The 17225-nt window shown below is 60.4% G+C and carries 19 protein-coding genes; 6 read left to right on the plus strand and 13 right to left on the minus strand.

Features of this window, described 5'->3' with window-relative positions; translation table 11 throughout:
* Positions 1-4: 4 nt before the first annotated feature.
* The 9 genes from ACR3FB_RS04290 to ACR3FB_RS04330 all read right to left on the minus strand — a co-directional run bounded on the left by ACR3FB_RS04290 (position 5) and on the right by ACR3FB_RS04330 (position 9916).
* A complete protein-coding gene (locus ACR3FB_RS04290; protein WP_480564439.1) occupies positions 5-1591 on the minus strand; it encodes an ABC transporter substrate-binding protein in 1587 nt (528 codons plus the stop codon).
* A 231-nt stretch (positions 1592-1822) separates the two neighbouring features.
* Positions 1823-2926 (minus strand): DUF4147 domain-containing protein, encoded by a 1104-nt coding sequence (locus tag ACR3FB_RS04295; RefSeq protein WP_480564443.1) that lies wholly within the window; start codon positions 2924-2926, stop codon positions 1823-1825.
* On the minus strand, positions 2926-3363 hold the full coding sequence (gene dtd / locus ACR3FB_RS04300) for a D-aminoacyl-tRNA deacylase (RefSeq protein WP_480564445.1): 438 nt from the start codon (positions 3361-3363) through the stop codon (positions 2926-2928). Before dtd ends, ACR3FB_RS04295 begins: the two co-directional genes overlap by 1 nt.
* A gap of 114 nt (positions 3364-3477) precedes the next feature.
* Complete coding sequence (locus ACR3FB_RS04305; RefSeq protein ID WP_480564448.1) at positions 3478-4566, minus strand: TFIIB-type zinc finger domain-containing protein; 1089 nt, start codon at positions 4564-4566, stop codon at positions 3478-3480.
* 18 nt (positions 4567-4584) lie between these two features.
* Positions 4585-5733: an SPFH domain-containing protein gene (locus ACR3FB_RS04310; protein WP_480564451.1), complete on the minus strand. Its 1149-nt coding sequence runs from the start codon at positions 5731-5733 to the stop codon at positions 4585-4587.
* A 22-nt stretch (positions 5734-5755) separates the two neighbouring features.
* On the minus strand, positions 5756-6712 hold the full coding sequence (locus tag ACR3FB_RS04315; protein ID WP_480564454.1) for a DUF2927 domain-containing protein: 957 nt from the start codon (positions 6710-6712) through the stop codon (positions 5756-5758).
* 12 nt (positions 6713-6724) lie between these two features.
* Entirely contained in the window at positions 6725-7915 is a 1191-nt protein-coding gene (locus ACR3FB_RS04320; RefSeq protein ID WP_480564457.1) for a toxic anion resistance protein, read from the minus strand.
* 33 nt (positions 7916-7948) lie between these two features.
* Positions 7949-8863: a 5-bromo-4-chloroindolyl phosphate hydrolysis family protein gene (locus ACR3FB_RS04325; protein ID WP_480564460.1), complete on the minus strand. Its 915-nt coding sequence runs from the start codon at positions 8861-8863 to the stop codon at positions 7949-7951.
* Between the two features lie 174 nt (positions 8864-9037).
* Positions 9038-9916 (minus strand): pseudouridine synthase, encoded by an 879-nt coding sequence (locus ACR3FB_RS04330; protein ID WP_480564463.1) that lies wholly within the window; start codon positions 9914-9916, stop codon positions 9038-9040.
* Here ACR3FB_RS04330 and ACR3FB_RS04335 point away from each other — a divergent pair.
* The gene (locus ACR3FB_RS04335; RefSeq protein WP_480564466.1) at positions 9915-10370 is read left to right on the plus strand and encodes a nucleoside deaminase; all 456 of its coding nucleotides are present in this window, start codon (positions 9915-9917) and stop codon (positions 10368-10370) included. The two genes, ACR3FB_RS04330 and ACR3FB_RS04335, sit on opposite strands and share 2 nt — an antisense overlap.
* On the opposite strand, the gene ACR3FB_RS04340 is transcribed toward ACR3FB_RS04335, so the two are convergent.
* Complete coding sequence (locus ACR3FB_RS04340; protein WP_425085578.1) at positions 10367-11533, minus strand: M24 family metallopeptidase; 1167 nt, start codon at positions 11531-11533, stop codon at positions 10367-10369. The two genes, ACR3FB_RS04335 and ACR3FB_RS04340, sit on opposite strands and share 4 nt — an antisense overlap.
* The gene (locus ACR3FB_RS04345; protein WP_170468148.1) at positions 11533-12225 is read right to left on the minus strand and encodes a metal-dependent hydrolase; all 693 of its coding nucleotides are present in this window, start codon (positions 12223-12225) and stop codon (positions 11533-11535) included. The genes ACR3FB_RS04340 and ACR3FB_RS04345 overlap by 1 nt, the downstream gene beginning before the upstream one ends.
* Before the next feature lie 58 nt (positions 12226-12283).
* Here ACR3FB_RS04345 and ACR3FB_RS04350 point away from each other — a divergent pair, with 58 nt between their 5' ends.
* Positions 12284-12940 carry a ceramidase domain-containing protein gene (locus ACR3FB_RS04350; RefSeq protein WP_480564469.1) on the plus strand — a complete coding sequence of 219 codons (657 nt, stop codon included), beginning with the start codon at positions 12284-12286 and terminating at the stop codon, positions 12938-12940.
* Here ACR3FB_RS04350 and ACR3FB_RS04355 read toward each other — a convergent pair.
* Both ACR3FB_RS04355 and ACR3FB_RS04360 read right to left on the minus strand, forming a co-directional pair.
* Positions 12931-13494, minus strand: a complete 564-nt coding sequence (locus tag ACR3FB_RS04355; RefSeq protein ID WP_480564472.1) for a DUF4202 domain-containing protein — start codon at positions 13492-13494, stop codon at positions 12931-12933. The genes ACR3FB_RS04350 and ACR3FB_RS04355 overlap by 10 nt on opposite strands.
* Before the next feature lie 146 nt (positions 13495-13640).
* The gene (locus ACR3FB_RS04360) at positions 13641-13799 is read right to left on the minus strand and encodes a hypothetical protein (protein WP_170664811.1); all 159 of its coding nucleotides are present in this window, start codon (positions 13797-13799) and stop codon (positions 13641-13643) included.
* A 218-nt stretch (positions 13800-14017) separates the two neighbouring features.
* Between ACR3FB_RS04360 and gatC the strand changes: the two genes are divergently transcribed.
* The 4 genes from gatC to ACR3FB_RS04380 are packed head-to-tail and all read left to right on the plus strand — an operon-like array spanning position 14018 to position 17203.
* Positions 14018-14305 carry an Asp-tRNA(Asn)/Glu-tRNA(Gln) amidotransferase subunit GatC gene (gatC, locus tag ACR3FB_RS04365; protein ID WP_170325838.1) on the plus strand — a complete coding sequence of 96 codons (288 nt, stop codon included), beginning with the start codon at positions 14018-14020 and terminating at the stop codon, positions 14303-14305.
* Between the two features lie 3 nt (positions 14306-14308).
* Positions 14309-15796, plus strand: a complete 1488-nt coding sequence (gene gatA, locus ACR3FB_RS04370) for an Asp-tRNA(Asn)/Glu-tRNA(Gln) amidotransferase subunit GatA (protein WP_480564475.1) — start codon at positions 14309-14311, stop codon at positions 15794-15796.
* 38 nt (positions 15797-15834) lie between these two features.
* The gene (locus ACR3FB_RS04375; protein ID WP_480564478.1) at positions 15835-16536 is read left to right on the plus strand and encodes a hypothetical protein; all 702 of its coding nucleotides are present in this window, start codon (positions 15835-15837) and stop codon (positions 16534-16536) included.
* Positions 16487-17203 carry an N-acetylmuramoyl-L-alanine amidase gene (locus tag ACR3FB_RS04380; RefSeq protein WP_480564481.1) on the plus strand — a complete coding sequence of 239 codons (717 nt, stop codon included), beginning with the start codon at positions 16487-16489 and terminating at the stop codon, positions 17201-17203. Before ACR3FB_RS04375 ends, ACR3FB_RS04380 begins: the two co-directional genes overlap by 50 nt.
* Positions 17204-17225: the final 22 nt, after the last annotated feature.

The raw sequence follows: 17225 nt of genomic DNA on the forward strand, positions 1-17225 counted from the left end.
CGAGTTACACGAACCACATCTTGCGCGACATGTTGCCGTTCATCATCTCTTGCGTCGGATCTGATTCCCAACCGTCCAGCTGGTTGCTGATGCCTTCAACAAAGTCGTTGAACATCGGGCAAATCAGGCCGCCTTCGTCGCGAACCATTTGGCCCATCTGGCTGTAGATGCCCTTGCGTTTCTCGGCGTCCAGTTCGGCGCGCGCTGCGAACAGCAAGTCGTCGAAGGCCTGAACCTTGAAGCGCGTGTCGTTCCAGTCTGCGCTCGACAGATACGCGGTCGAGTACATCTGGTCCTGGACCGGACGACCACCCCAGTACGAGGCGCAGAACGGCTGAACGTTCCACACTTCCGACCAGTAGCCATCATTGGGTTCGCGTTTGATTTCCAGCGGGATACCTGCCTGCGCAGCGGTTTGCTGGAACAGCGCCGCCGCATCCACAGCGCCTGGGAAGGCGCCATCTGCCACACGCAGAATGATCGGCGATCCATCGTGGCCAGATTTCTTGTAGTGCTCGGCTGCTTTTTCAACGCTGAACTCACGCTGTTCGATTGTCTCATCAAACAGGGGGTAGGCCGCGTTGATCGGCATGTCGTTCCCGATCGAGCCATAGCCACGCAGAACTTTGTCCACCAGATCCGCGCGGTTGATGGCGTATTTCAGAGCCGTGCGCAGTTCGTTGTTGTCGAACGGAGCCGTGTCACAATGCATGATGAACACATAGTGGCCACGACCGGCGGTCGAATGAACAGTCAGGTTTGGTGCGCGGCCCAGCAGGTCCGCAACTTTGGGCTCGACGCGGTTCACTGCGTGAACCTGACCCGATTGCAGCGCGGCTGTTCGGGCGGTTGCGTCGTTGATGACTACCACTTCGACGCTGTCGAAGTTACCGAAATCACTGTTCCAGTGGTTTTCGTTCTTGGTGAACAGGTGGCGGACGCCGGGTTCATCAACTTCCAGCTTGTAAGGACCTGTACCGATACCGGCTGCAGGGTTCTCCATACCACCATCCGGCTGAATGATAAGGTGATAGTCGGCCATCAGATAGGGAAGGTCGGCGTTGGGCTCGGACAGGGTGACCTGGAAGTTGTCGCCATCGGCCTTCATCGACTCGATGCCCTTCATGATGCCCAAAGCACCGGACTTGGAGTCTTCGTTCGAGTGGCGCTGCATGGTTTTCAGCACGTCTTCGCTGGTCATGGTCTTGCCGTTGTGGAACTCGACCCCCTGACGAAGCTTGAAAGTCCAGACCTTGGCATCCGCACTGCCTTCGACGCTTTCGGCAAGGCGTGGTTCGATCGTGCCGTCGGGTGCAACTTCGACCAGTTGGTCGCCAAATTGTTTGCCGTTCTGGAACGGGACCGAGCTTGCATAGGTTGCCGGGTCCAGCGAGTTGGTCGATTCGCCGCCCTGCAGGCCGAATTTCAGATCGCCACCCTTTTTCGGGCCGGCTGCACTGGCCGCGTCGGCGAACATCGTGCTTGCCATGGCTGCCGAAACGCCAAGAGCGGCGGCTTTGCCCATGAACTCGCGACGGGTCAGTTTGCCTGCCGTCACCTGTTTGGACATGTGAGTGAGTTGTTCGTTCATTCAGAAGCTCCCAGTTGATTGTGTTCGCCCGTTTTCGGGCTTTTTATTGACGCGTGAGTCAACGTTGACGCATTTCAGCGGGTCGGGCAAGTGGAATTCCGTGTCGCAAATGTGCCTTGCCTGACAATACCGTGTTTATCAAAGCCGTCATAGCGCCGTGTCTTCGCGTCCTCCGCTATGACGAAAATGATCTATTGGTTGCCTTGGTCGGTATCGGGAGAATACGTCATTCTAATCCCGAATTGCGACAATCAGGTCCATGACATTGGTTCCAGTCGGCCCGGTCACCAGCAAAGCGCCTGCGTTTTCCAGGAAGGCCCCACTATCGGCGGCAGCCAGCGCCTCGTCCGCGCCTTTGGCCCAAGTGGCGCCAGTAACGACCCCGCCCGCTGCGTTGGTTGGGCCATCTGTTCCGTCGGTTCCTCCGACCACAACCGTGATATCTTTAAGGCCGGAAATCTCGCGCGCCAGTGCCAGTGCCAAAGCCTGATTGCGCCCACCCTGTCCGGGGTTTGGGGGCAGCACAACAGTCGGCTCGCCGCCGAAAACCATGACGCCTGATCCCATCTGTCGCAGCTTCTCACCGATTGCGGTGGCGACGGCCTGATAGTCATCATGCAAGGCCTCTTCATTGGCCAAGACCGACAGACCCGCATCCGCGGCCGCTTCGGCGGCTGCCGCACGGGCATGGGCGTTCGAGGCAATGATCTGCGCTTCGGCCTCGTAGGAGACCTGTTCAGGCAGAGCGCCGATGCCCGAGCCGATAACGTTGAGATCATCCCCCGGCACGTCCGAGATCGCCAGAATAGTGACCTTTCGGCCTTTGAGCCGGGACAGCAATCCTCCGCCTTTGACCTGCGAAATCTTGCGTCGTTCCGCATTCATCGCCCCGATATCAAGTCCCTCGGAGAGCAGCTTTTTGTTTAGCGCCTCCAGATCCTCAAGCGTTTTGCCGTCGATCAGATCCTCGGCCAGCGAGGACGCGCCGCCTGACACCAACAGCAGCAGATGCGCCTCGGGTGGCATGGCCTCAACCGCGAGGCGCAGTGCCCTGCCGCCTGCCAAGCTGCGGCTGTCCGGGACGGGATGAGAAGCCTCGATTACCTCAACACCTTCCGGTAAGTCCCGCCCGTGATCGTCCTTGGTGACCACCAGCGTTGGGATGTCTCCGAAATGATCCAATGCCGCTCGGGCCATCGCCGCCGCAGGTTTGCCCACGGCCAAAATCCGATCCGGTTTTGCAACATCGGATAGTGCTTTTCGGGTCGCCGTGTATCCGTCTACCGCAGCGACCCCTGCTTGCCAGAGTGCGATTGCCTGTTCAGCGCGGGTCATCAATTCTCCATCCAGATTGTCACTGGCCCATCATTGACCAGCTCAACGGCCATGTCGGCCCCAAATTGCCCTGTCTCAACCGCGATTCCGCACGCGTTGAGGTCTTTGGCAAAGGTTTCATAAAGGTGTTTTCCGATATCCGGCGCAGCGGCCTGTGAGAATCCGGGGCGGTTACCGCTGGCCGTATCGGCAGCGAGAGTGAACTGACTGACAACCAGAGCCGAGCCGCCAATGTCCACAACAGACCGGTTCATTTTACCGGCCTCATCCTTGAAGATCCGCAGCTTGGAGATCTTCGCCGCCAGTTTTGAGGCGTTCTCTTCGCTGTCGCCCTGCATTGCGCAAACGAGAATCATCAGCCCTGGTCCCGATTGACCAACGACAGCGCCATCGACCGAGACTGACGCTCTAGAGATCCGTTGTAAGACTGCGCGCATCGCTCTCCCCAAATCGCATGCGTTCAGCAGCCGGTTTAGCCGCCGGAGGCCCACTTGTCATCCAGCGTCTTGCGCGTAGTCGGGAAAACGTCTGCCTGTGTGATTTTGCTGGGCTCACCCCTGCGACGTCGCCATCACGTACCCCACGCCTGCCGCCACCAGCAGGCCGAGGACCACCGCAATGGTTATCTTGATCGCAGACCACGGTCGTTCCCCCTGCACCCGGCCAGTGCGCCCGTTGACCACAAACCGATAGGTTTGCCCGCGATACTTATACGCGGCCATCCAGATGGGCAGCAGGATATGCTTGAACGTCACATCGCGCACGTCCGTGTCCACCGCGTGAATACGCTGTCGATCGCCGCCAATGTCAAAGCGCACGTCACGCTCGATCACCCGCGCCATATGCGCCCGCGCCTCGGAGTACCCCTCGGGTAACTCGACCGAGTAAGCCTCGGCCCGGAACCCTGCCAGATACTGCGGTTGGTAGGGTTCAAGCGCCGGCAAATCCCAGGGCTCCAGCGCGTCTGTGTATTGCTTGGGCAGCGAACGTGAGGCCAATACCAGAACGTCATCAAAGAACCGCGCGACGCGACCGGATTTCGGGCTCCAGCGCACCTTGGGCACCTGTTGTTGCACACGCTTCCCGTCACGCATGACGGTACGCGTTTCATAGTAAACGGTGCCGCGCTCCCCGCGATAGCTGGATTTGGTATCCGCGTCGAAGGTCCAATAGGGCACATAAATGCCCTGCATTTTTCGCCCCTTGCGAGCATAGTCCTTCAGCCCGTTCGGCGCGAACCAAAGCCGACCCAGCCAATCCCCCATCGCCTTGTGGGCGGACCGTTCATCCAGCGCAAAGGGTAACACGCCCTTGGGTTTGATATGCCGGTTGACGCCTGTATCCGTCACCACCGGAGTGGCACAGAACGGACATTCCGCTGCGTGTGTATTCGGGTCGAATTCGACCTGAGCGGCACAATTCGGACAGGACAGAACCCGCGTTTCCTCAATCTCGCTTTCCGGCAGACGGTCGGCGATGGCGGCGTCAAAATCCAGCTCGCGCAGGCTTGCACCGCCCCATGGGCCTGAGCCAATGGGCTCCGAGTGGCCGCAATGGTCGCAAGTCAATGTGCCATCGCCGGGATTGAACCGGTAGTCCGCGCCACATTGGTCGCAGGGAAAGCGGTGTTCTTCGGTCATCTGCCCGCCTTCTATCGCTTACGCACCCGGCGGAGGCGGAGGCAGGATCGTGAATAGCTGCGCCAACTCCTGCACCTCACCTGCTTTTTTCCAGCCGTCCTGACCGGCGGTCCAGACATGGGTGTCTCGCGTCAGCTCTCCGTCCGACGCCATACGCCCCATCTTGGCCTTTGAGAACGGCCCGCTGGTCTGTCCGTCCACCGCGATATGCCATACATGCTCAACGGGCGGAGGAGGCGGCGGGGCCGCATGCGCGGATGTTTGCGGGGCAGCGGGGGCGGGCGATCCCCACGGGCCGCTCGGTTGGCCCGCTGCCATGTTCGCCATCTGATTGGCCATCGCCATGCCCATTCCCATGCCAAGACCGGCACCCATGCCGCCGCCTTGACCGGGGTTGTTGGCCGCAGCGGTCATCGCCTCGGCGGCGGAATACTGGGTGAACTTGCCCAGATCACCCGCCAGCCCCATCGAGGTGCGCTTGTCCAACGCGGCCTCTACCGCAGGCGGAAGCGAGATGTTTTCGATGTAGAACTCGGGCATCTCCAGCCCATAGCCATCCAACACGGGCGAGACTTCGGCTGCGATCAGTTTGCCCAGATCGGCGGTGTTCGCAGCCATGTCGAGAACCGGAATACCGGATCCAGCGATTACGCGGCTGAACTCTTGCACGATGATGTTGCGGACCTGAAAACTGATCTCATCCATGGTGAATTCACCATCGGTTCCGACGATCTCGACCAGGAATTTCGCAGGGTCTTTCACCCGCACCGTGTAGGTGCCATAGGCCCGAATGCGGGTCGGTCCGAATTCCGGGTCGCGCAGCATGATCGGGTTCTTGGTACCCCACTTCAGGTCATTAAAGCGCGTTGTGTTGACGAAGTAGATCTCGGACTTGAACGGGGACTGAAAGCCGTGATCCCAATGCTGGAGGGTCGTCAGGATCGGCATATTGTTGGTCTCAAGCATATAAAGACCCGGCGTGAACACATCCGCCAACTGCCCTTCATGGACAAACACCGCCGCCTGACCCTCGCGGACGGTAAGCTTGGCACCATACTTGATCTCGTGCCCTTCGCGTTCGAACCGCCAGACCATGGTGTCTCGGGTGTCATCGACCCAGTGAATAACGTCGATAAACTCTCCGGTCAGAAAATCGAAAATTCCCATTTGGGTTCTCCTGTCCTTGGGGTCAGAGCGGCTGCCCCATCAATTCGCGCGCAATGATCCGCACCACAGGTCGGGCCTGATCGACCGTCACTCCGGGCGAAAGACGCGGATCATAGAGCATTGTCAGTAGTTTCTCATCATGACTCGTCAGCAGGGCAAACTCATCATCATCGTTGAAGATTGAGGGCCGCGCGGCGGGGCTGTCATTGGACAGGCCCAGCCCTTGCGCAATCTCTTCGTGAATACAGCTGCGCCGCACCAGGTCAGGCAGTTCCGACCGGATCAGCGTCACTGCACGTACGTATTTGTTCGGATCGTTGCGGGTGGCCGAGGCGAACACAAAACAGTCGAAACTCGCGCGCGGGTTGGCGACCAGATCTAGTGAGGCCTGACTGATGTTGGGTACCAGTTCCTTGAGCCGAGTGACAACATAAGCGCTGTCATCCTTGCCGGCGAAAAACACGTGGAAATTGGCCTTGCGACTAACAGTCGAGATCGGATGGCCGGTCAGTTTGGCCAGCCGCGCGGCATAGGACTGGACCTGATCCGCGTCACTGGTACGGGTTGCGGGCAGGACCGAGGGTCCGAACTCGGTCTGGATACGAACAGGCCCCGACCAGCGGCTGAGTTGCCCATCCGTCTGCCGCGACCCGAGCGAGACAGTGTGATCAGGATATTCGCTATAGAAGGCGATGGCCTCAAAGTTCCGGCTGAGGTCGTCGGCGTCATAGGGGGTGTCCGGCCCTCCTCCATCGGTGCGCAACAGGCCGCGGGTCAGCAGGTCCCGTTCGATCCGTTGATAGAACCGCGCGAGGTCCTGACTGGCGGCCGAAGGTGGCACATAGGCGTTCGCCGCAGTTGGTGGGGCCGAAGGCCGCACCTGAGGAACGACCGAAGAGGTCAGCGCCTCTTCGCACCCCCCAAGCGCTAGAAGCCCCAGAACACCAAGGCCCGTTTTGAGACAGGTCAAAGGCCGCACGCCCAGCCCACCTTATCCCGGAACAGCCGTTCCGGCATTGTCGCCGGTCCCGTCACGCCGTGCTTTGGCGGCGGCCAGCGTGTCACGCAGTTCGGCTTCCATTTTCTGCAGTTCCTGCTCAGCGGCTGCACGTTTGGCTTTGCCTTCGTCTGCGATCGCCAGGCTTTCATTGATCGTGCCGATCAGATCAGCGTTGGCCTGTTTGACGGCTTCGATGTCGAACACGCCACGCTCCATCTCTTCGCGGATCATCTTGTTCGATTGCCGCAGGTTGGCCGCGTTTGAGGTCAGCAGTTCGTTGGTCAGATCATTGGCGTCGCGCACGGCAGCGGCGGCTTCGGCGCTGCGCTGGATGGTGACGGCCTGAGCCAGCTGGGTTTCCCACAGCGGAACCGTGTTGACCAAGGTCGAGTTGATCTTCGTCACCAGAGATTTGTCGTTCTCTTGCACCAACCGGATCGAGGGCAGCGATTGCATCGTCACCTGCCGGGTCAATTTCAGGTCATGCACCCGGCGTTCCAGATCGTCGCGCGCGGCGCGCATGTCGCGAAGCTCCTGCGCTTTCATGACCTGCTGATCTTCGGGCGCTGCCTGAACCTCGGATTCTTTCTCGGGGATGTCGTGGCTATCCAGCTCGGTCAGCTTTTCCTCGCCCGCAGCGATATAAAGCGCCAGTTCATCATAGAACCCCAGCGTTTTTTCATAGAGCAGGTCCAGCGATTTGATGTCTTTCAGCAGCGTATGTTCATGAGACAGCAAATCGTCGGTTATGCGGTCGATCTGACCCTGAACCTCTTCGTACTGGGCCGTGAACTTGGCAAAAGGCGCGGCGCGGCCCAGCAGTTTCTCCCACCAGCTGCGTTCGCGCCGCACGTCCAGCTCACTGACCGAGAATCCCCGGATCGTGGTGACGATGTTGCGCAGACTGTCGCCTGCGGGGCCAACATCTTTGTTGCGCACATCTGCCAGCATGGCTTGGCTGATCTCTTGCAATTCGGCCTGCGCGGACGAGCCGAAGGCGACGATCGAATTGGTGTTGCCCATGTCGATCTCATCCATGCGCTTGCGGATCTCGGCGCTGACGGGTTCATCGGCCTCTTCAAGCGAGACGACCTCGGCCTGCGGTTCGGGTAGCGCCACCGCGGTGACCTCTTGTACCAGTGTTTCGGCCTCAACCGCTTTGTTCTTGATCTCGTCGGACATAGGGGAGTTCCTCGCTCAAATATAAAGGGCCGGTCAGTCCAGCCGGACGCCTTCGCGCTGCAGTCTTTCACGCAGCACGTCGATTTCGACCGTCAAATCACTACGGTCATCCAATAGCATTTTGCGCGTACGCGCGGCGAAATTCTGTTCCAGATCATCCAATAGGGCGGAGTAGTCTGCCAAGGCCTGCCCGTCGCGGGTGCGGGCGTAGACATCCGCGAACTTGACCGTCGCATCACGCGCGCCCTGTAGATAGACGGTCAGATACTTCCGTGCGCCCGCCAGATCGCGCGGATCTTCTTCGACCGTGCGGAACAGATCGCGGGCGGTGTCCTGAAACCGCTCGACACGCGCCTCAATCCGGCGATCTCCGGCGCGTTTGATCGCATCGGTCATTTCGGCCAGATGCTTTTCAGCGTCATCGACGACGCGGGCGACACGGTCTTGCTGGAACGTGTCGACACCCTCCATCCCCTTGTTTTTCATGGGATCCAAGCCGAAGGACACGGAATGCAGGGTCGCGGCGGCGGCGCCAAACAGGGTCGGGGCTACAAGGCTTGCTTGCGCCGCGGTCTCAGCGTCCAGAAACTCGGTCCGGTAGGACGCGAGCGCTGCCCCAAGCCCGGTCAGAACGCTTGCGAAGATCTTACGAGGGAAGGCTGGGCGACGCGCGGTTTTGCGGGCGTTATAGGCGGCCTCGGCCCGCAACCCTTCGCGCAGCAAAAACGCGGCGGCTGTCAGCAGGCCGGCGGCAACAAGGCCCATGGTCATGCCAATCGCGCCATCATTCAGCGATAAAAAGACCAGAGGGATCGCGGGGATGAAAAGGATGTTTGCCCGCGCGCCTGCAGGTTCGACTCGGGCATTGTCAAACTGGCCGCGCGGCAGCGGGCTATCCGACGATTCCTGACCCTGAGGGCTGTATTTGCCGCCAAACCGTTTGGCCATGGCTACAGACCCCCAAGCAGGCCGGTGCAGACGCCAAATAGCAGCACCAGAAGGGCCGCATAGGCCAGTTTTTGCACTCCGCTCCCGGACATTCAGCCCCCCAAATAGCAGCACTCACAGAAAATTTAGGGGATACGAGGGCTTGGCGCTAGGGGGAAGGTTGCCAAACCCGCATCACTTGCGGGGTTTCTTGCCGATCAGAGGGCGTTTTCGCTGCGGTCGGGTTGCGCGTTTTGCCGTTCCTTCGGGTGTTTCACCCCCATCCAGACCCAGCTGATCGCGCATTACGCGGCGGCGGACCTCTTCAACCTCACCCGGTTTCAGGTCGCCCAGTTGGAACGGCCCGTAAGACACACGCAGCAGGCGGTTCACGGCAAAGCCGATATCCTCCATCGCGCGGCGGATCTCACGGTTCTTGCCTTCGCGCAGGCCGATGGTCAGCCAGGCATTCGCGCCCTGCTGACGATCCAGCGAGACGGTCATGGGCTGAAACCTTTCGCCCTCGATCACAAGACCTTTGCGCAGGGGGGCGAAATCTTCGTCCTTGGGGCGTCCGTTGACCCGCACGCGGTATTTGCGCAGCCAACCGGTTGAGGGAAGCTCCAGCTTGCGTTTGATGCCGCCATCATTGGTCAGCAGCAAAAGCCCTTCGGAATTCAGGTCCAACCGGCCAACGGACATCACCCGAGGCATGCCTTCGGGCAGTTCGTCAAAGATCGTCGCGCGACCTTTTTCGTCCTTGGTCGTGGTCACCAGCCCTGTCGGCTTGTGATACAGCCAAAGCCGTGAGGGTTCGGGTTCCGACACCGGTTTGCCGTCGACGGTGATCCTGTCTTTGCCGGTCACGTTCAAGGCAGGGCTTTTGATAGCCTTGCCGTTCACACTGACGCGGCCAGCTTCGATCATGCGTTCCGCCTCGCGCCGCGAGGCTACGCCAGCACGGGCCAGGACTTTGGCGATCCGGTCGCCGGGAGGAGGGGTGTTGCTCATGGCAGGGCCATACCCCATCCCGCCCGCTTGCGAAAGGCAGGTTTCTGAGGCAGTCAGGGGCATGGTGTTCAAATCGCATATGGACGAGGCACTGGCCGAGGCCCGCGCGGCCGCCGAACGGGGGGAGGTTCCCGTCGGCGCGGTGATCGTCGCGTCCGACGGCCGGGTTGTTGCCTCTGCCGGGAATCGCACGCGAGAGCTGAACGACCCGACCGCCCATGCCGAGATACTGGCTCTACGCGCCGCCTGCGCCGAGGCAGGCTCAGAAAGGCTGCCCGGTCATGACCTCTATGTGACGTTGGAGCCTTGCGCGATGTGCGCCGCGGCTTTGGCCGCAGCACGCATCCGCCGCATCTACTACGGGGCGTCCGACCCGAAATCAGGTGGAGTCGCCCATGGCGCACGGGTTTTCGCGCACCCGCAGGCCCATCACAAGCCAGAGGTCTATGATGGCATCGCAGCCGACGAGGCGGCCGACCTGCTCAGGCGCTTTTTCGCGAGCCAACGTGACTACTAGGGTTTAACCACCATCTCACGCGGGATATCGGCCAGCGGTTGGCCGCCCTCCGGCGTCACGACAAAGCTTTCGGTTATCGCCAGCCCCCAGTCCGGAGTCCACAGTCCCGGCATCAGGTGAAACGTCATGTTTTCCTGCAATGCCGTGGTGTCGCCGGGGCGTAGACTCATCGTGCGCTCACCCCAATCGGGCGGGTAGCTGAGGCCGATAGGATAGCCGGTACGGTTGGCCTTTTCATATCCGGCGCGGGCGAAACTGTCGTAGACACAAGTGGCGATTTCCTCGCATGTTATGCCGGGGCGGGCGGCTGCCAGAGTGGCCTCAATCGCCGTCAGAACCGCCGCTTCGGCCCGGCGGATGTCATCCGGTGGATCGCCCAGAAACAGGCTGCGACTGGCGGGGCAGTGATAGCGCCGGTAGCAGCCGGAGATCTCGAAATAGGTGGCCTCTCCGCGCGCCAAAGGCCTGTCATTCCAGGTGATATGCGAAGCCGAGGCCTCACGCCCCGAAGGTGCAATCGGTACAATCGCGGGGTAGTCGCCCGCCAAACCGGGCAGGCCTGCGATGCCTGCGGCCTGCACTTGGGCGACCAGTTGGTTCTTGGGCAGGCCTTCGCGAAATGCCTCGCGCAGCACCCCATGCATATGCGCGGTCAACTGGCCCGCCTTGCGCATCATGTCGATCTCGGCGTCGCTTTTGACCGCACGCTGCCAGTTCACAAGACCCGTGGCGTCAATCATTTCACCGAAGGCGCGCTCAAGAATGCGGTGGCTGGCGGCGGAGTAGTAGTAATTGTCCATCTCGACGCCCAGCCCTCGGGTCCAATCCCGGTCGCGCAGCGCAAGAACCAGAGCGTCGACCGGATGGTGGTCCGGATGCTGAACGTGTTCTTCCGGCCAATCCAACAAATCCGCCGCGTCCAGCCACGTGGTCTGCGCGGCACCGGCCTTGTCCTGCGTACGCCCCCACCACAGAGGCGCACCTTGTGCAGGCAAGATCACCATCTGCGGGACGTAGAAGCTCCAGCCGTCATACCCAGTAAGCCAGGCCATGTTGGACGGGTCGGTGACCAGTAGGGTCTCAATCCCGCGCGCGTTCATCGCCGCGCGGGTTTTGCTCAGGCGGTCTGCGTATTCCTGCGCGCTAAAATCTGACGCGGGCATTAGAGAGAGATCGCTTTCATGACTTCAGGCTCGATCACGTCCACACCGGGCAGACCGTCGATCAGTGTCTGCGCGGATTGCTCAAGTATGGGGAAGGTTTTGTAGTGGCAGGGAATCACCGTTTTGAAATTGAAATACCGTTTGGCGGCATAGGCGGTGGCTTTCATATCCATGGTGAAATGTCCGCCTGCCGACAAAATGCCGATATCGGGTTTGTAGTAATCCGCCATCCAATCCATATCCGCCATGACATCGGTATCGCCCGAGACATAGAGCATGCGCCCCTCGGCTGCGATCATGAACCCGACCTCACTGCCGCCGGTGCGCAGCCCGTCCGGGGTCGAGAAGGTCGAGCTGTGCGAGGCGGGCACCATGGTTACCTTGATGCCGTTCAGATTGACCGTTCCGCCTTTGTTGAAGCCGATGGTCTCGATCCCTTCAGCCTCGGCCCAATAGCCCATGAGGTCATACTGACCGACCACCGGTACCTTCAGGTGTTTGGCCAAAGGCAGGATGTCGACGACATGGTCGAAATGCGTGTGGGTCAGAAGGATATGCGTGGCACCTTCAACGGCTGCATCATGCTGATCCTCGGGCAGAGACGGGTTGCCGGTCAGCCATGGGTCGACCAGCAGCACCTGACCTTCGGTTTCAATGCGAAAGCTGCCATGGCCCAACCAAATGATGTTCATGAGAAATCCTCCTGCGATGCCTATTGGCATCACACTAGCATCCGTTATGTAAAAGTTCATGGATTGGTTTCAGGAAATTGATGGGTATTGTGAACGCCTTACCCCCGCCTATTGGGCCGAGCCGATCAACGCGGTGACCAACGCTGCGTTTCTGATCGCGGCTTTCATCATGTGGCGCAGGGTGCGCGGGCAGGGGATGCCTCTGGCCATGCTGCTGGTTGTGATTCTCGCCGCGATAGGGATCGGCAGCTATCTGTTTCACACCCACGCGCAGGTCTGGGCAGCGTTGGCCGATGTCGCGCCGATCCTTCTGTATATTCTGGTCTATATCTTTGCGATCAATCGGGACGTCTGGCAGATGCGTCCGCTGCCCGCCGCGATGGTGACCGCGCTTTTCATTCCCTATGCCGCCGCGACCCTGCCTTTGTTTCAACTTGTGCCGGGGTTGGGAGTGTCCGCCGCATACGCGCCGGTGCCGCTGCTGATCCTGATCTATGCGTTTCTGCTGCGCAATCGCACACCGGAAACGGCCCGAGGGCTAGCGATTGGCGCATTTATCCTGATCGCCTCGATCACCTTCCGCGCTTTGGATGAGCCACTGTGCATGCAGTTGCCACTGGGCACGCATTTCATGTGGCACATCCTGAACGCGACCATGCTGGGCTGGATGATCGAGGTCTATCGCAGGCACATGATCCGCGCATCTCAGTCCTGAAACGCAGCAGCGAGGTTGTCGGGCAGATCGAACTCCTTCAAAACCCGCGCGCGGCCTTCGGCTGACATCTTCCGGGCGGTCTTTTCGACGATGCTCTGGATCTTTTCGGCCGAGTGTTTTGCGGCGAAGGGCGCGAAATACCATTTCAGGAACACAAAGCAGATGACATCCTCCAGCGCCTGAACCTCATCGTCGCGCTTGATGCCTTGTTTACGTAGCATGCGCCCGGTCGCGTCGACGTCGTCCGCGTCGTACCCGGCCTGCTGCATCAGGCCCATGACAACCCCAGCGTGATGGACACCCTGCGCTTTGCGCCAGGCCAGATATCCGGCACGACCTTCGGGATATTCACTGCGCGCCAGCTTCCAGCGTTCGACATGCTGCCCGCGCGCGGCAATCTGCAACATGTCCGAGGCGTCAGGGAACAACCTGTCCATCTCGGCGCTCATGCGCTGACCATAGATCAGCTCGACCGGTTGGCCGTCTTCGATGTTGGGGTCTTGCCTGTTGGCCGCATCAATCGCGTCCAGAACGGCTTGCTTGCGCGCGCTCATCTTCTGCTCCGTTGGTTCTTGCCGAACCAACCTTACGGTTCGGCGCATCACTCGGCCTACCGTAGCGGGTCGCGTCGAAAAGAGCAGTAGTCAATTGTTGCCGTCCGGGCCGGGCAGTTATCACCCGACCCGGGGCAGGGGGTCTATCACTTGTTCGTCTTGACCTGATCCTGGCTGACAACCTCGGGGGCAGGTGTGGGGAAGGTCAGATCAGGTGTCAGGGTATTCATTGTCGGGCCAAAAGCCTGTGCTTGCGACGCTACAACAGTGGTGGCCACTACAAATGCAATCAGGAAGGTTTTCATGTCTCTACTCCGGGTTTTGGCTGTGCCGTAAAATAAAATGAACAGTTCAGTTTAGTTTTTCAAGGATAAAAATGAACTAAACAGTTTACTTTTTTGCATGGGAGGTATGCAAAATGAAAAAGGGGCCATGTCAGATGATGCCAGGGCAGACCCTATCGCGCTCTTGCGACCCGGACCCTGGACGGGTAAATGCCCCCTAACGCATATGAGGTTTTCCGATGTCGATTGACCAAAGCACCGCCGCGAAGGTGGCCAAACTGGCCCGGATCAAGGTCGAGGATGACGCGCTGCCCGCGCTGGCATCCGAATTCAACACCATCCTTGGGTTCATCGAGCAACTGAACGAAGTGGATGTCGAAGGGGTCGAGCCGATGGTATCGGTCGAGCCGATGCGCCTGAAACGTCGTGAGGATGTGGTCACCGACGGAAACCAGCAGGACAAGGTTCTGGCCAATGCCCCCGATGCTCGCGAAGGCTTTTTCGCAGTCCCCAAAGTGGTGGAGTAAGACATGAGCGATCTGAACAAACTGGGCCTGGCCGAGGCCCGCGATGCGCTGCGCAAGGGTGACGTGACCTCGGTCGAGCTGACCGAATCCTGTCTCAAGGCCATTGATGACGCCGACGCGCTGAACGCGTTTGTCCACAAGACGCCCGAGATCGCGCTGGAGCGCGCTAAGGCGGCGGATGAGCGGATCAAAGCAGGCGATGCTCCGTCCATGTGCGGTCTGCCGATCGGCATCAAGGACCTGTTCTGCACCAAGGGCGTGCCCTCGCAGGCAGCATCAAAAATTCTGGAGGGCTTCAAGCCTGAATACGAATCCACTGTGTCTCAGCAACTGGCTGACGCTGGCGTTGTCATGCTGGGCAAGCTGAACATGGACGAATTCGCGATGGGTTCGTCCAACGAAACCTCGGTCTACGGCAACGCGGTCAGCCCGTGGCGGCGCGGCAATGACGATGCGCAGCTGACACCGGGTGGCTCGTCCGGTGGATCGGCGTCTGCGGTGGCCGCCGATCTGTGTCTGGCGGCAACCGGCACCGACACAGGTGGCTCGATCCGTCAGCCTGCCGCGTTTGTCGGCATCACTGGCATCAAACCGACCTATGGCCGCTGCTCGCGCTGGGGCATCGTGGCCTTTGCCTCCTCGCTTGATCAGGCCGGCCCGATGACCAAGAATGTCCGCGACGCGGCGATCATGCTGGAAACCATGTGTGGCCATGACGCCAAGGACTCCACCAGCGCCGAGCTGGCCGTCCCGAATTTCGAGGCCATGCTGACCGGCGACATCAAAGGCAAAAAGATCGGTATCCCGAAAGAATACCGTATGGATGGAATGCCTGCCGAGATCGAAAAGCTCTGGGCCGACGGCGCCGCCATGCTGAAAGACGCAGGGGCCGAGATTGTCGATATCTCGCTGCCGCACACCAAATACGCTCTGCCTGCCTACTACGTAATCGCACCGGCCGAGGCATCCTCGAACCTCGCCCGCTATGACGGTGTCCGCTACGGTCGCCGTGCGCAGCTGGCGCAGGGGGATGGTATCACCGAGATGTACGAAAAGACCCGTGCCGAAGGCTTCGGCCACGAGGTCCAGCGCCGCGTTATGATTGGTACCTACGTATTGTCGGCCGGATTCTACGACGCCTACTACAACCGCGCACGACGCGTCCGCACCCTGATCAAGAAAGACTTCGAGGACGTCTTCGCCGCGGGTGTCGACGCAATCCTAACCCCGGCTACTCCGTCCGCATCCTTCGGTCTGGGCGAGATGACCGAGGCCGATCCCGTTCAAATGTACTTGAACGACGTCTTTACCGTGACGGTGAACCTTGCCGGTCTGCCGGGGATCTCGGTGCCTGCAGGGCTCGATAAACAAGGGCTGCCACTGGGTCTGCAACTGATCGGTCGGCCCTGGGACGAGGGCGACTTGCTCAATACCGCCTATGCGTTGGAAAACGCCGCTGGTTTTGTGGCAAAACCGTCGAAATGGTGGTAAGCCTCGGGCCTGAAAGACACCAGACACGGAGGCGCAGCATGCGCTCTTTGCCTCTCATCGCGGCGATCTCGCTGATCGCCGCCTGTGATACGGTCACACCGATTGGCGGAACCGACTTCAACACGCCCGAGTATCAGGCCCAGCGTGAGGCTCAACTGTCCGGGCAGGGGAGTGTCGTAAACCCGCTGCTTGCCCCGGTGGATGTTTCGGAACAGGCTCTGGGCGCCCCGGGTTCGGCGTCGAACGTGCAGGTAGCGACGGGTGCCAATGCCGATATTGCCAATCAGACTGCGGCGGCTTTGGCGAGCACATCGGCGCAGCCAACGGTCACTTCGGTGCCCAACAATACAGGCATCTCCGACGAACAGGATTTCGGAGCCGTGTCCGAGCGCCGCAGCATCGAATCCGACGCTGCTCGCATCGAACAGAACCGCCAGACGTACGAAGTGGTTGCCCCCACGGCCGTGCCTGAACGTGGCAGCGACGGCCAGCCCAACATCGTGCAATACGCACTAAGTACATCCAACCCGGTGGGCACCCAGCTTTACAGCCGCGCGGGGTTCAATCTGCAGGCCAAAGCACAGCGCAACTGCGCGCAATTTCCCTCGCCAGATCAGGCCCAGATCGCTTTCCTATCGAACGGAGGGCCACAGCGCGACCGCAAAGGACTGGACCCGGATGGCGACGGCTATGCCTGCAGCTGGGACCCGAGCCCGTTCCGCAGTGCCATCAACAACTAAGCCTGCGCCGATCTGGCACCCTTCGCCGAATTTCGGCCCCCGCCGCGACGGCCTGACACCGACGCTGATTGTCTTGCATTACACGGCGATGGACAGCGCGCAGGCGGCGCTGGGGCGTCTTTGCGACCCACAGGCCGAGGTCTCAGCGCACTATCTGATCGGCTCTGATGGCAAGCTCTGGCAGATGGTGCGTGAAGAGGACCGTGCATGGCACGCCGGTGCGGGCGAGTGGAATGGTCAAACCGACATCAACTCGCGCTCCATCGGGATCGAACTGGACAATAGAGGCACGCACCCTTTCTCGGATCTTCAAATGGCAGTACTGGAAACCCTCCTGCCTCAGATCATGTCGCGCTGGGCAGTCAGACCCGAGGGCGTGATCGGCCATTCCGACATGGCCCCCGGCCGAAAAAGCGACCCCGGAGCAAAGTTCGACTGGCAGCGGCTCGAACGTCAGGGCTTGGCCGCCAAACGCGGAACCCAAACTCCCCAGGCAGACACATCATACGACAGCTTCCGCACACTGGCCCGCGCCGCAGGTTTCACTACAGATGTCCCGAACGAGACGCTCCTGGCCGCCATCCGCCTTCGATACCGCCCCTGGGGCACTGGTCTACTCGCCTCTGCCGACTTCAAGGCCCTCAGCCCTGCCCCACACACAACCTGATCCGCTCTTCATCTGGCCAAAA

This window comes from Ruegeria sp. AO1, assembly GCF_056535985.1.